Annotated in this window: 11 protein-coding genes and 1 riboswitch; of the genes, 9 read left to right on the plus strand and 2 right to left on the minus strand. The window is 64.4% G+C overall.

Features of this window, described 5'->3' with window-relative positions; translation table 11 throughout:
* Positions 1-13: 13 nt before the first annotated feature.
* Positions 14-916: a DMT family transporter gene (locus GKC28_RS09070; RefSeq protein ID WP_174146581.1), complete on the plus strand. Its 903-nt coding sequence runs from the start codon at positions 14-16 to the stop codon at positions 914-916.
* A 29-nt stretch (positions 917-945) separates the two neighbouring features.
* The gene (locus GKC28_RS09075; RefSeq protein WP_174146582.1) at positions 946-1,557 is read left to right on the plus strand and encodes an inner membrane-spanning protein YciB; all 612 of its coding nucleotides are present in this window, start codon (positions 946-948) and stop codon (positions 1,555-1,557) included.
* Positions 1,558-1,685: 128 nt separating this feature from the next.
* Here GKC28_RS09075 and GKC28_RS09080 read toward each other — a convergent pair whose 3' ends face one another.
* Positions 1,686-2,369 (minus strand): glutathione S-transferase N-terminal domain-containing protein, encoded by a 684-nt coding sequence (locus tag GKC28_RS09080; protein WP_174146583.1) that lies wholly within the window; start codon positions 2,367-2,369, stop codon positions 1,686-1,688.
* A gap of 135 nt (positions 2,370-2,504) precedes the next feature.
* A riboswitch (SAM riboswitch) is annotated at positions 2,505-2,583 on the plus strand.
* Positions 2,584-2,644: 61 nt separating this feature from the next.
* Here GKC28_RS09080 and metZ point away from each other — a divergent pair.
* Positions 2,645-3,835, plus strand: a complete 1,191-nt coding sequence (gene metZ / locus GKC28_RS09085; RefSeq protein ID WP_174146584.1) for an O-succinylhomoserine sulfhydrylase — start codon at positions 2,645-2,647, stop codon at positions 3,833-3,835.
* Positions 3,836-3,946: 111 nt separating this feature from the next.
* On the opposite strand, the gene GKC28_RS09090 is transcribed toward metZ, so the two are convergent.
* Positions 3,947-4,735 carry a 2OG-Fe(II) oxygenase gene (locus tag GKC28_RS09090; RefSeq protein WP_174146585.1) on the minus strand — a complete coding sequence of 263 codons (789 nt, stop codon included), beginning with the start codon at positions 4,733-4,735 and terminating at the stop codon, positions 3,947-3,949.
* Positions 4,736-4,845: 110 nt separating this feature from the next.
* Here GKC28_RS09090 and GKC28_RS09095 point away from each other — a divergent pair, with 110 nt between their 5' ends.
* The 6 genes from GKC28_RS09095 to ptsP all read left to right on the plus strand — a co-directional run bounded on the left by GKC28_RS09095 (position 4,846) and on the right by ptsP (position 13,451).
* Positions 4,846-5,700: a LysR substrate-binding domain-containing protein gene (locus tag GKC28_RS09095; protein WP_174146586.1), complete on the plus strand. Its 855-nt coding sequence runs from the start codon at positions 4,846-4,848 to the stop codon at positions 5,698-5,700.
* A 110-nt stretch (positions 5,701-5,810) separates the two neighbouring features.
* Positions 5,811-6,914: a GTP cyclohydrolase FolE2 gene (folE2, locus tag GKC28_RS09100; RefSeq protein ID WP_174146587.1), complete on the plus strand. Its 1,104-nt coding sequence runs from the start codon at positions 5,811-5,813 to the stop codon at positions 6,912-6,914.
* 302 nt (positions 6,915-7,216) lie between these two features.
* The gene (locus GKC28_RS09105) at positions 7,217-8,017 is read left to right on the plus strand and encodes a hypothetical protein (RefSeq protein WP_174146588.1); all 801 of its coding nucleotides are present in this window, start codon (positions 7,217-7,219) and stop codon (positions 8,015-8,017) included.
* 47 nt (positions 8,018-8,064) lie between these two features.
* Positions 8,065-9,513: a TrkH family potassium uptake protein gene (locus GKC28_RS09110; RefSeq protein WP_174146589.1), complete on the plus strand. Its 1,449-nt coding sequence runs from the start codon at positions 8,065-8,067 to the stop codon at positions 9,511-9,513.
* Between the two features lie 187 nt (positions 9,514-9,700).
* The gene (locus GKC28_RS09115; protein WP_174146590.1) at positions 9,701-10,939 is read left to right on the plus strand and encodes an aspartate kinase; all 1,239 of its coding nucleotides are present in this window, start codon (positions 9,701-9,703) and stop codon (positions 10,937-10,939) included.
* Positions 10,940-11,210: 271 nt separating this feature from the next.
* A complete protein-coding gene (gene ptsP / locus GKC28_RS09120) occupies positions 11,211-13,451 on the plus strand; it encodes a phosphoenolpyruvate--protein phosphotransferase (RefSeq protein WP_174146591.1) in 2,241 nt (746 codons plus the stop codon).
* Positions 13,452-13,463: the final 12 nt, after the last annotated feature.

The raw sequence follows: 13,463 nt of genomic DNA on the forward strand, positions 1-13,463 counted from the left end.
AAAGGCATTTGATTTGAGCGATTGGCTGATCTCCCTGGAAGGCACCGAGGCCGGGCATCAGGCAGCGCTGTATCTGGCGGTGATGGCGGCCTTTCTGCACGCGGTTTTCGGGGCTCTGCAGAAGGGGCGCCATGACCCCTGGCTGTCGCGCGGCGCGATCGATTTTTCCTACTGCGTGATGGCCGCGCCTTTTGCCTTCTTTGTGGTGCCCTGGCCCGAGCCGCACATGTGGCTGATCTTCTTTGGCGCCTGGGTGATCCATGTGCTTTACAAGCTGTTCCAAGCGCTGGCCTATTCCAAAGGCGCCTACACGGTGGTCTACCCGGTGGTGCGCGGCACCGGGCCGCTGTTCACGGTGATCGGCGCCTACTGGCTGTTCGGCGAGGTCTTCACGGTAACGCAGTGGCTGGGCGTCGCGGTGCTGCTGGCCGGGATCTTCGGGCTGGCCGTCTACAACTTCATCTTTCTGGTCACCGAGCGGGAGACGCTGGGGATCGCGCTGATGCTGGCGGTGATCACCGGGTTGTTCGTGGCGCTTTACACCACCTATGACGCCTTCGGCATCCGGGCGACCACCGATCCTTTCACCTTCCTGGCGTGGTTCTTCATGATCGACGGGCTGGTGTTCCCGGTCATCGCCTTTGCCCGCTGGCGCGGCATGGCGGAGCCCCCGGCGCCGGGGCCGCTGATGGTCAAGGGCTTCTTCGGCGGGCTGGTGGCCTTTGCCTCCTTCGGGGCGATCATGCTGGCGACCCGGCTCGACAAGGTGGGGGAGGCGGCGGTGCTGCGCGAGACCTCAACCGTGTTTGCCGCGCTGATCGGCTGGCTGGTGCTGAAGGAAACCGTGGGGCCGCGGCGGATCGCGCTGATGGCTTTGATCGCGCTGGGCGCCGTGATAGTGGAAATGGGCGGCTGAGGCCGCGTGCAGAACTGACAGGAGGCCCCATGGCCGGAAAGAAGATCAACCCGACCCTGAAGATGGTGCTGGAACTGGGCCCGATTGTCCTGTTCTTCGTCGGCTACCTGAAGCTGAAGGATGAGGTGTTTCTGATCGGCGGCAGCGAATACAAGGGCTTCATCGTCATCACCGCGGCGTTCATCCCGCTGATGGCGGCCTCAACCCTGGCGCTGTGGAAACTGACCGGGCACCTGTCGCGGATGCAGTTCGCCACGCTGGTGCTGGTGGTGCTGTTCGGCGGCATGTCGGTGTGGTTCAACGACGACCGCTTCATCAAGATGAAGCCGACGATGCTGTATCTGCTGTTCGGCGGGCTCTTGGGGCTAGGCCTGATGCGCGGCCAAAGCTGGCTCAAGGTGGTGATGGAGGAACTGATGCCGCTGAAGCAGGAGGGCTGGATGATCCTGACCCGGCGGCTGTGCGCGTTCTTCTTCGCCCTGGCGGCGGCCAATGAGCTGATCTGGCGGACGCAAAGCACCGAGACCTGGGTCTATTTCAAGACCTTCGGCCTGCCGGTGGCGATGTTCGCCTTCTTCATGCTGCAGGGGCAGCTGTTCCAGAAATACGGCGAAGAAGAAGAGGCCGGTCCCGCCAAGTAGGGGCAGGCAGTAACATTAGAGATTTCGCAGTTAGGGCTGTGGCTGCCTGGGCGGGCGCGAATGCGCCTGCCGGGGGGCAGGCAGGCGCAGCCCGGCCTATCGGCCAGGCGTAAACTTTTTTTGTGTGACTATTTGCCGAATAATACTTGCTGCGCCTTGCTGTCCGACCGGTCGGCGCGCAGGTCCGCGTGCAGCGCCCGGCCTGCCACCACGCCGGGGCGGGACCACATCAGATCGAGCCAGCGGGCCAGATGCGGTTTGTCCTCCAGCGTCTGCTGCTGGCCCTCCCACAGCGAGGCCCATGGCCAGATCGCCATATCAGCAATCGTATAGTCCGCGCCCGCCGCATACTCATTCTCCGCCAGCTGCCGGTCCAGCACGCCGTAGAGGCGGGCGGCCTCGCTGCGGTAGCGGTCCTTGGCATAGGGCAGATCCTCGGGCGCGTATTTCAGGAAGTGATGCGCCTGGCCCGCCATCGGGCCGACCCCGCCCATCTGCCACATCAGCCATTGATCCACCCTGAGCCGGGCACGCTCATCCGTGCCGTAGAACTGCCCGGTCTTGCGGGCGAGATACTGCAGGATGGCGCCGCTTTCGAACAGCGAGACCGGCGCGCCGCCCGGCCCGTCCGGGTCGATGATCGCGGGCATCTTGTTGCCGGGAGAGATCTTCAGGAACTCCGGCGCGAACTGATCGCCTTTGCCAATGTCGATCAGGGTGACCTCGTAAGGAAGCCTCATCTCCTCCAAGGCGATGGAGATTTTCCAGCCGTTCGGGGTGGGCCAGTAGAAAAGCCGGATCGGGTCCTGCATCTTGCGCCTCCGTCTATCAACCCGGCCACAGGAGCATGGGGGGCGCGGGCAGGCAAGGGGCTGGGGCGCTCACATCCGTGTGACGCGGGTGGATGCGGCGGCTTGACCGAATCCCGCAAGATGCGTAAAGCCCGTGCATCACATCGTGGCGATTTGTTACCGGATTGCGGGCCACGTTAAACAATCCCGCTAAAGAGGTCAGGACGTGAAGGACCCCCTTTCGCTTGGCCGAATGGGGGTTTTTTGTGCGCTATGGGCGCGAGGAGACAGAAGAGATGAGCGACAACTGGAACAAGCGCACCACGCTGGTGCATGGAGGCACCCGCCGCAGCCAGTACAACGAAGTCAGCGAAGCCATTTTCCTGACCCAGGGCTTTGTCTACGACAGCGCCGAGCAGGCCGAGGCGCGGTTCATCGAGACCGGCCCGGACGAGTTCATCTATGCCCGTTACGGCAACCCGACCGTCGACATGTTCGAAAAGCGCATCGCGGCGCTGGAAGGGGCAGAGGATGCTTTTGCCACTGCCTCCGGCATGGCGGCTGTCAACGGCGCGCTGACCTCGCTGGTGAAGGCGGGGGATCACATCGTGTCGGCCAAGGCGCTGTTCGGTTCCTGCAACTATATCCTGTCGGATGTGCTGGGCCGCTTCGGGGTTGAGGTCACCTTCATCGACGGCACCGATCTGGAGGCCTGGAAGGCGGCGGTGCGCCCGGACACCAGGGCGGTCTTTTTCGAGAGCATGTCGAACCCGACGCTGGAGGTGATCGACATCGCCGGCGTTGCTGAGATCGCGCATTCGGTTGGCGCCACGGTGGTGGTGGACAACGTGTTCTCGACACCGGTGTTCTCCGACGCCATCGCGCAGGGCGCCGATGTGGTGATCTATTCCGCGACCAAGCATATCGACGGCCAGGGCCGGGCGCTGGGCGGGGTGGTGCTGGGCACCAAGGACTACATCCGCGGCACGCTGGAGCCCTATATGAAGCACACTGGCGGCTCATTGAGCCCGTTCAATGCCTGGGTGATGCTGAAGGGGCTGGAAACCATTTCGCTGCGGGTGAACGCGCAGGCCGAGACCGCGCTGAAGATCGCCGAAGCGCTGGAGGGCCATCCGGCGCTGGAGCGCACCATCTACCCGGGCCTCAAGGGCCACGCGCAATACGCGCTGGTGCAGACCCAGCTGGGCGGCAAGGGCGGCACCGTCCTGTCGCTGGACCTGAAGGGTGGTAAAGAGGCCGCGTTCAAGTTCCTGAACGCGATGACCATCCCGGTGATCTCCAACAACCTGGGCGACGCCAAATCCATCGCCACCCACCCGGCGACCACCACCCACCAGCGGCTGAGTGATGAGCTGAAGGCGGAGCTGGGCATCACCCCCGGCCTGGTGCGGTTCTCGGTCGGGCTGGAGGATGCCGATGACCTGATCGCCGACCTCAAGGCGGCGCTGGAGGTTTCGCAAGCCTGATTCCTGAGACCCGGCAGGGCTTCTTCTTTGCCGGAATACTCTCGGGGGTGAATTGAGCCGCAGGCTCAAGAGGGGGCAGACAGCCCCCTCTCTTTTTTTAATGCTGTCCGGTCAGGAGGCCCGGCCGTAAAAGCCGATGTTCTCCGCGTCGGTGAACCGGACGCCGGGGCGTTCATAGAAGGTGAAGACGGCGATCACCCGCGCCTTGTCCCCTTTCACTGTGCCGACGCGGTGGGGGGAGTTCTTGCCGCGGAAGATATTGAGGGTTCCGGGATCGAGGGTGATCACGCGCATGTTGGGGTCTTTGCCGGCCAGCAGCCGTTCGACGCCGTCGTAGTTCGGGTCGTCATCCGTGCGCAGCTCCGGGCTATAGAGGAATTCGCCGCCTTCCTCGGGCGCTTGCAGCAGCATGGTGGTGGTGAACTCCGACCGGTCGAAATGCCAGTTCAGCGCCTGCTCGGCGCCGTAGGACATGATGTTCAGCCGCGCCAGCGGGTCATCCATGGTGTAAAGCGCGGGTTTCTCCATGGTGGCGGCGAGGAATTCCGCAAACGGCGGCCAGTCATACAAGCGCAGCACCGGCGAGTCCGGGAACTGGTCGGCGCAGAGGGTGAAGTTCGAGGTCTCGACCTTTTGCAGGGCTGGGTGGTCCGGCGCCAGGCCGTCGACCGCGTCCTTGAAATAAATGTTGTGCCAGCGCTTGTGGTGGAAGCTTTCGGTTTCAAATTTGCCCTTCAGCGCATCGGCAGCGCCTTGGGCCACCTCGGGCCTCATCAGCCCGTCCAGGCTGAACATGCCGTCTTCGGCCAGCTCGGCGCGGCAGCGGTCCACCAGCGCCTGCCATTCGGGGCTGCCGGGGCGGTCGAGCGGGTATCGGTCAAGGTCAAGAATGTCGCGCATGGGGAGTTCCTTGGGGATCGTTTGACTTTATCAAAGCCTGCGCGCCGGACGGGGATCTGACCACTATAAAATATCTTGGCGAGCATAAGAAAAATTTGCACTGTGCGGGTATGAAACTGCCGCCGCTCAACGCCCTGCGCGCCTTTGAATGCGCTGCCCGGACCGGGAGCTTTTCGGCTGCCGGGGCAGAGCTGGGGGTCAGTTCCGCGGCGGTGTCGATGCAGGTGAAGAACCTGGAGGACTGGCTGGGGCTGAAGCTGTTCACCCGCCGCGCCAACCGGGTTCGGCTGACCGATGCCGGGCGGGACTATTACCAGAAGGCGGCGGTGTCGCTGGCGGAGATCGCCAGCTACACCGAGGCGCTGACCGTAGGCGGCGCCCGGCGCCCGCTGGTGATCTCTGCCACGCCGGCACTGGCACAGCTGTGGCTGCCGGAGCGGCTGAAAGCCTTTGCGGCGCTGCGGCCCGATGTGACGGTGCGGCTCAGGATCGAGGATGACAGGATCGACTTGGAGGCGGAGGGCATTGACGCGCGGCTGACCTATGGCGGCGAGCATCCCGAGCACCGCACCCGGGAGCTGTTCAGCGACCGGCTGGTGCCTGTCGGCGCGGATCCGCAGGCGGAGCTGGGCAGCGCGCCGCTGGTGGAGGTTGCCTGGGGCGAGACCATCGCCTCCGTGCCGGGCTGGCGGCAGTATTTTGCGCAGCATGGAATGGCGCGCCCCGGCTTGGCGGCGGCGGCCATCGGGCAGTCGGTGCCGTCGGTGGTGTCGCTGGTGCAGGCGGGGCTGGGCATTGCGCTGCTGCCGGAGCAGGTGGTGGGCGGCGAAATCCGGGCGGGCAGGCTGCACCGGCTGGAGGGGCCGGCGCTGGAGATGCAGCGCCCCTATGTGCTGGTCACCCCCCATTTCAAGGCGCGCTCGCGGCGCCTGAGGGCGCTTGCAGAGGTGCTTGGGGTCCGTTAAGGCGCCGGTTCTGCCGCAAATGGCGGATCCGTTTTGAAAATTGCCGCGTAACAGTATATGTGGGTGGCCTGCCGCACCCTATATGGGCCGTATCACTGGGGGAAACGCCGATGAACATTCACAACCGCGACGCTGCCGAGGCGCCGGACCGCGAGGCTGCTGCCGCCGCGCTGGATGTGCTGCGGGCCTGGGCCGGCACCGTGACCGAAACCGAGATTGCCGAGCTGGACCCGGCGGTGGCACGGCTGCTGCCCGACCGCGAGGTCGGCAACTATCCGGAGCTGTCGCGGCAGTACCCCGGGGATTTCAAGTCGGACGACGCCTACCGCGCGACGCTGCCTGACCTGCAGAACGGGCCGACCAGCCTGATCCGCGGCGCCAAGGAGCAGATCCAGCATGTGGGGATTTCGAATTTCCGCCTGCCGATCCGGTTCCACACCCGCGATGACGGTGATCTGACGCTGGAAACCAGTGTGACCGGCACCGTATCCTTGGATGCGGGCAAGAAGGGCATCAACATGTCCCGGATAATGCGCACGTTTTACAAGCATGCGGAGCGGACCTTCAGCTTTGAAGTGATGGCGAACGCGCTGGATGACTACCTGAGCGACCTGGACAGCCCGGATGCGCGCATCCAGATGCGGTTTTCCTTCCCGGCGCGGGTGGAAAGCCTGCGTTCCGGCCTCAGCGGCTACCAGTATTACGATTTTGCGCTGGAGCTGGTGGACCATGACGGGGTGCGTGAGAAGATCATGCATCTGGACTATGTCTACTCCTCGACCTGCCCGTGCTCGCTGGAGCTGTCCGAGCACGCCCGCCAGGCCCGCGGCCAGCTGGCGACGCCGCATTCGCAGCGCTCGGTGGCGCGGATTTCGGTGCAGTCGGTGCCCGGCAGCGAGTGCCTGTGGTTCGAGGACCTGATCGAGCTGTGCCGCAAGGCGGTGCCGACCGAGACCCAGGTGATGGTCAAGCGCGAGGACGAGCAGGCCTTTGCCGAGCTCAATGCCGCCAACCCGATTTTTGTCGAGGATGCGGCACGGCTGTTCTGCGAGGCACTGCAGGGCGATGCAAGGATAGGCGATTTCCGGGTGGTCGCGAGCCACCAGGAAAGCCTGCACAGCCATGATGCGGTCAGCGTGCTGACCCAGGGCCCGCTGTTCAAGGCGATGAGCCTGGATCCGAAACTGTTCTCCACCCTGATTCACCAGGGCTAAGGCGCCTGGACCTGCCTGAATTTCAGGCGGGTTTCCGCTAGACTGCGGCCTGATCCGCGGCAATTTCTGCATTGCCGCATTTTTTACGCCGCAGCGCAGAGGTTCATGCTAGCGTCAAGTCGAATCCCCCCGGCCGTCCTGCCGGGGGCGAGGGGAGCTTGCGCGCAGGTGTCTGCAATTGACGGCCCGTTTTCCGCTGCATCAGGCCCGGGATGCCCCCGGCGGCCGCTCCCGTGTTTCTTTGCCGGATGCCGCAGCGCCATTCCGGGGCAAGTGCAGTGCAGGACTATTAGGAGTAACAAATGACGAGCTTTCACAACATCCCCGGCCTGACGGTCAAGACGCATGAATGGGCGGGCTATGCGGCCGGTCTGCAGCTGAAGCTGTGGCGCCAGGCGGCGGAGGCCGCGCTGCAGGCGCCGCTGGAACAGATGCGGCTGGCGCAGTCGATGCTGGAAGCACAGCGGCGGCTGATGCAGGCGGGTGTTCCGGCGGTGGCCGGGGATGCTGCTGCCGCACCAGCGGAGGTCCCGGAAGCGGAGGCCGCACCGGCGGTGAAACCGGAAGAACCGCCTGCGGCAAAGGCCAAGAAGCCCGCCCCGCGCAAGGCCGCGGCCCGTAAACCCGCAACGCGCAAGACCACCGCCCGCAAGGCGCCGGCGCGGAAACGGGCCGCGCCAAAAGCAGTGCAGGCGGCTGCGGCACCTGCAAAAGCCAAGCAGGAGACCGTCAAACCGGCTGCTGCAAAGGCGGAGGCAGACAAGCCGTCGGCGGCCACGGCCGAACCTGTGAAGGAAGCCGCGGCTCCGTCCGGGCCTTCGCCTGCTGTCAATCCAGCCGAATCGGCTGGAAAAACTGCCGGGGAGAAGGCGCAGACAAAGCCTGCGGAATTCCGCAGCGTCTCGGCCCGCCGCGGCGAAACCGGGACAGAACCTGCTTCCGAGCCCAAGCCCGAGGCAGCCAAGGCCGCAGTGGCTGAGGCCGCAGCAACGCCAAAGGAGCAGGATGCGCAAGCTGCGCCGTCCAAGCGTCCGCGCCAGCCGTCCACTCCGCCGCAGATGCCGCAGCGCAACGCGGCGGGCACCGGCGGCAGCGGCGACTGACGCCGCCCACTTGACACTGGCTGCGCGGGGGGCCAACGCTGCGCCGCATGTTGGATCTCCGCCCGGTTGGGTATGTCATCGGCCTGCTGGTCGTCATTCTGGGAGCCATGATGGTGTTCCCGCTGCTGGTCGATCTTTATGACGGCCGGGGCGAGTGGCCCGTGTTCCTGGAGAGCGCCGTCTTCACCATTCTGGTCGGGGGCTTGCTGTCCCTGAGCTGCGCCAACGGGGTGAAGGAGGGGCTGAGCATCCGCCAGACCTTCCTGCTGACCACGCTGGTCTGGGTGGCGCTGCCGCTGTTCGGGGCAGTGCCGCTGATGCTGGGGGCAACCGAGCTGCGGTTTGTCGATGCGTTTTTCGAGGCGATGTCGGGGCTGACCACCACCGGCTCAACCGTCATTTCCGGGCTGGATGACCTGCCGCGCGGGCTGCTCTTGTGGCGCGGCATCCTGCAATGGCTGGGCGGCATCGGCATCATCGTGGTTGCGATGGTTTTCCTGCCCGAGCTGCGGGTCGGGGGGATGCAGATCTTCCGGTCCGAAGCCTTTGACACCATGGGGAAAATCCTGCCGCGTGCGCAGGCGATCGCGAAGCAGATATCGTTGATCTATGTGACGCTGACGCTGATGTGCATGATCGTCTACCTGATGCTTGGCATGCAGGGATTCGATGCGCTGGTGCATGCGCTGACCACCATGTCCACCGGCGGCTTCTCCAATTACGATGCCTCGTTCGGCACCTTCTCGGGGCCTGCCGAATACGCGGCGTCGGTCTTCATGATCATCGCGGCGTTGCCGTTCGTGCGGTACGTGCAGCTGATCAACGGCCACGCTGAGCCGCTGTTCCGCGACAGCCAGATCCGGGTATTCCTGGTCCTCATCCTGCTGCTGGTCGCGGTCACCAGCAGTGTGCTGGTCTATGTTTTCCCGCACCACCCCGAACAGGCGTTCCGCGAGGCGCTGTTCAATATCACCTCGATCATCTCCGGCACCGGCTATGCCAGCGTGGATTACATGGGCTGGGGCAGCTTCCTGATCATGGTGTTCTTTTTTATCGGGCTGATCGGCGGATGCGCCGGCTCCACCGCCTGTTCGGTGAAGATATTCCGGTACCAACTGCTGTTTTCGGCGATCCGGGTGCAGATTCAGCGGATCCGGTCTCCGCATGGCATCTTTGTGCCGCGGTTCGAGGGGCGGGCGGTCAGTGCAGATGTTCTCAGCTCGGTGATCTCTTTCTTCATGTTCTTCGTGGTGACACTCGGCATTGTCGCCTGGATGCTGGCGCTGACCGGACTGGACTTCGTGACCTCTGTCTCCGGTGCCGCAACAGCGGTGGCCAATATCGGGCCGGGTCTGGGACCGGTCATCGGCCCTGCGGGCAACTTCTCCACCCTCAATGACCCGGCCAAGTGGATTCTGAGCGCGGCGATGCTGATCGGGCGGCTGGAGCTGATGGCGGTTTATGCGATCCTGACAGTGCGGTTCTGGCGCGCCTGACACAGAAGAGCGCCTGACACTTGCCAGAAGTTGCGCAGGCGGTGCCTTGTGGCGCTTTGCCGCGCTGAAATCTCTGGCAGGACCGCAGCTTCCTTGCCCTGAAGGCCCGCGCACTCTTGCCCTTGGGGGACGGCTCGCCTATGAGGCACGGGACCGAAACCCGCAAGCGCAGGGAGACAAGTTCCTTATGCCCGTACTTGTGATGAAATTCGGCGGCACCTCTGTCGCCAATCTGGACCGCATCCGCCGCGCCGCCAAACGCGTCGGCGTTGAGGTGGCCAAGGGCTATGACGTGATCGTCATCGTCTCTGCCATGTCCGGCAAGACCAATGAGCTGGTGGGCTGGGTCGATGAAACCTCGCCGCTGTATGACGCGCGGGAATATGATGCCGTGGTGTCCTCGGGCGAGAACGTGACCGCCGGCCTGATGGCGCTGACGCTGCAGGAGATGGATATCCCGGCGCGCAGCTGGCAGGGCTGGCAGGTGCCGCTCAAGACCAATTCGGCCCACAGCCAGGCACGGATCGAGGAGATCCCGCCAGAAAACATCCGCGCCAAGTTCGGCGAGGGTATGAAGGTGGCGGTGGTTGCCGGTTTCCAGGGCATCAGCCCCGAAGGCCGCATCACCACCCTGGGCCGCGGCGGCTCCGACACCACCGCGGTGGCCTTTGCCGCAGCCTTTGAAGCGGAGCGCTGCGATATCTACACCGATGTGGACGGCGTTTATACCACCGACCCGCGGATCTGCGGCAAAGCGCGCAAGCTAGACAAGATTGCGTTTGAGGAAATGCTGGAGCTGGCCTCGCTGGGGGCCAAGGTGCTGCAAACCCGCTCGGTTGAACTGGCGATGCGCTATCATGTGAAGCTGCGCGTTCTGTCGAGCTTTGAGGAACAGTCCGACGAGGCCGGAACCCTGGTCTGCGACGAGGAGGAAATCATGGAATCCAATGTTGTAAACGGCGTTGCCTACTCCCGCGATGAGGCCAAGCTGACCGTGCAGTCGGTGGCCGACCGCCCCGGCATCGCAGCGGCGATCTTCACCACGCTCAGCGATGCGGGCGTGAACGTCGACATGATCGTGCAGGACGTCTCCGAAGACGGCCGCACCGACATGACCTTCTCCTGCCCGACCGACCAGGTGGCGCGCGCCGAGAAGGCGCTGATGGCGATCAAGGAGAAAGGCGAACTGAACTATGCTGAGCTGCTGGCCGACAAGGATGTGGCCAAGGTTTCGGTGGTTGGCATCGGCATGCGCTCGCAATCCGGCGTGGCAGCCAAGATGTTCAAGGTGCTGTCGGATGAGGGCATCAACATCAAGGTGATCACCACCTCCGAGATCAAGATCTCTGTGCTGATCGACCGTAAGTACATGGAACTGGCCGTGCAGGCGCTGCACGATGCGTTTGAGCTGGAAAAAGCAGGCTAAAAGCCGATTTCAGAACAATTTTTTGTAACTTGCAAAGGCGCCGGTCAGGCGCCTTTGTCATGTGTGCCCCGCTGCGGTCGCTGATCTGCCCGGCTCTTCGGCGTGCCGCTGCGAATGCAGGCAATGGCGCAAAAACTCTTGGACTTTTCCCGCCGGGGTGGGACAAGTGGGTGGAGGAGAGAGCACTGGCGCACTACTCTGGGCGGTGTCCGTTCCCGGAGGTCACTCGGGGCGGCAGTGCAGAGGAAAGAAACCTCGGGAGAGGGTGAGAATGGCCGATACGACGGAATCCGAAAGCAGGAAGCTTCTGGTTCGCTTGCGCGAGGCGATGGCGGGTGATGATGCTGGCCAGGCGCGGCTCGACAAGATCACCCACTTGATCGCTGACAGCATGGGGACCGAGGTGTGCTCGGTCTATCTGTTCCGCGATGATGAGACCCTGGAGCTGTGCGCGACCCAGGGCCTGAACACCGAATCGGTGCACCAGACCAGGATGCGGATCGGTGAGGGGCTGGTGGGCCGGGTGGCCAAGTTCGGCAAGGTGGTGAACACCCCGGACGCGCCGCACGCCAAGGGCTTCCGATACATGCCGGAAACCGGGGAGGAGCGGTTTTCCTCCTTCCTCGGAGTGCCGGTGCAGCGGCTGGGCGAGATGCTGGGCGTGCTGGTGGTGCAGTCCAAGGATGCGCGCGAGTTTTCCGCCGATGCGGTCTATGCGCTGGAAGTGGTGGCGATGGTGATCGCCGAGATGACCGAGCTGGGCGCCTTTGTCGGCGAGGGCGCGGCGCTGTCGCCCCTGCACCAGCAAGCGGTTCTGATTCACGGCACCTCCGCCCAGGAAGGCGCGGCGGAGGGCCATGTCTGGCTGCATGAGCCGCGCGTGATCGTGACAAATCCGATTGCCGATGACCCCCAGCGCGAGCTGGAGCGGCTGAACGATGCGGTGGAGGAGCTGCGGGTCGGTGTCGACAAGATGCTGGAGGTGTCCCGCGACGGTGACACGGAACAGCTGCAGGTTCTGGAAGCCTATAGGATGTTTGCCAATTCCAAGGGATGGATGCGGCGCATGGAAGAAGATATTGCCCGCGGCCTGAGCGCCGAGGCGGCGGTGGAGAAGGAGCAATCCCAGGCCCGCGCCCGGATGAGCCAGGTGCAGGATGCCTATCTGCGCGAACGGCTGAGCGATCTGGACGACCTGTCCAACCGGCTGCTGCGGATTCTGACCGGGCAGGGCGCCAATACAGGAGCGGAGCTGCCGGAGAACCCGATCCTGATCGCCCGCAACATCGGCCCCGGCGACCTGCTGGAATACGGCCGGTCCTTGCGCGGAATCGTGCTGGAGGAGGGGTCGGTCGGCTCCCATGCCGCGATCGTGGCGCGGGCGCTGGCGATCCCGCTGGTGGTCAATGCCAAACGGATCACCACCGAGGCGCTGAACGGCGACCACATCATGGTGGATGGCGATCAGGGCGTGGTGCATCTGCGCCCGGAGGACACGGTTGTCGGCGCTTTCCGCGACAAGATCGCGATGCACACCAAGGCGCAGGAGCGCTATGCCTCGATTCGCGACAAGCCTGCAATCACCACCGATGGACAGCGCATCAACATGGTGATGAACGCGGGGCTGATGGCCGATTTGCCGTCGCTGGACGGCTCCGGCGCCGAAGGGGTGGGCCTTTTCCGCACCGAGCTGCAATTCCTGGTGCGCAACCAGATGCCGAAGCGGTCGGAGCTGGTGGCGCTGTATAAGCGGGTGCTGGATGCCGCCCATGGCAAGCCGGTGGTGTTCCGAACGCTGGATATCGGCTCCGACAAGGTGCTGCCCTACATGAAGCCCACCGATGAGCCGAACCCGGCGCTGGGATGGCGGGCGATCCGGGTGGGGCTGGACAAGCCGGGCGTGATGCGGATGCAGCTGCAGGCGCTGCTGCGCGCGGCCGAGGGCCGCCCGCTGTCGATCATGTTCCCCTTTGTCGCCCAGTTCGAGGAATACCGTGCCGCCCGCGCGGAAGTCGAAAAGACCATCGAGCGCGAGCGCATCCTGGGCCACGTGCTGCCGGCCGATCTGAAGATCGGCGCGATGCTGGAAACGCCCTCGCTGGCCTATGCGCCGCAGAAATTTTTTGACGAGGTGGCCTTCATCTCGATCGGCGGCAATGACCTGAAGCAGTTCTTCTTTGCGGCCGACCGTGAGAATGAGCGGGTGCGGCGGCGTTATGATACGCTGAACGTCAGCTTCCTGAGTTTCATTGAGCGGATCGTGGAGCGCTGCGCGATCTCCGGCACGCCGCTGAGCTTCTGCGGCGAGGATGCAGGGCGCCCGGTTGAGGCCGTCTGCCTGGCGGCGATGGGCATCCGCACGCTGTCGATGCGCCCGGCCTCCATCGGCCCAGTGAAGTCGCTGCTGCTGCGGGTGGACCTGGGCGAGCTGCGCAAGATCATCTCCGACGCCCGTCATCGCGGTGATCAGGCCGTGCGCCCGGCCGTCATGGAATACTTGCGGGGACTGTGAGCCGCACTGGGC

The organism is Leisingera sp. ANG59 (genome assembly GCF_013317235.1).
Taxonomy (GTDB): Bacteria; Pseudomonadota; Alphaproteobacteria; order Rhodobacterales; family Rhodobacteraceae; genus Leisingera.

Bases quoted from the DNA above. Each gene is read 5' to 3' on its own strand.
- GKC28_RS09110 (WP_174146589.1), top strand. From the start codon at position 8,065: ATGTTGGATCTCCGCCCGGTTGGGTATGTCATCGGCCTGCTGGTCGTC.
- GKC28_RS09090 (WP_174146585.1), bottom strand. From the start codon at position 4,735: ATGCGCGACATTCTTGACCTTGACCGATACCCGCTCGACCGCCCCGGC.
- GKC28_RS09075 (WP_174146582.1), top strand. From the start codon at position 946: ATGGCCGGAAAGAAGATCAACCCGACCCTGAAGATGGTGCTGGAACTG.
- metZ (WP_174146584.1), top strand. From the start codon at position 2,645: ATGAGCGACAACTGGAACAAGCGCACCACGCTGGTGCATGGAGGCACC.
- ptsP (WP_174146591.1), top strand. From the start codon at position 11,211: ATGGCCGATACGACGGAATCCGAAAGCAGGAAGCTTCTGGTTCGCTTG.
- GKC28_RS09105 (WP_174146588.1), top strand. From the start codon at position 7,217: ATGACGAGCTTTCACAACATCCCCGGCCTGACGGTCAAGACGCATGAA.
- GKC28_RS09080 (WP_174146583.1), bottom strand. From the start codon at position 2,369: ATGCAGGACCCGATCCGGCTTTTCTACTGGCCCACCCCGAACGGCTGG.
- GKC28_RS09115 (WP_174146590.1), top strand. From the start codon at position 9,701: ATGCCCGTACTTGTGATGAAATTCGGCGGCACCTCTGTCGCCAATCTG.
- folE2 (WP_174146587.1), top strand. From the start codon at position 5,811: ATGAACATTCACAACCGCGACGCTGCCGAGGCGCCGGACCGCGAGGCT.
- GKC28_RS09095 (WP_174146586.1), top strand. From the start codon at position 4,846: ATGAAACTGCCGCCGCTCAACGCCCTGCGCGCCTTTGAATGCGCTGCC.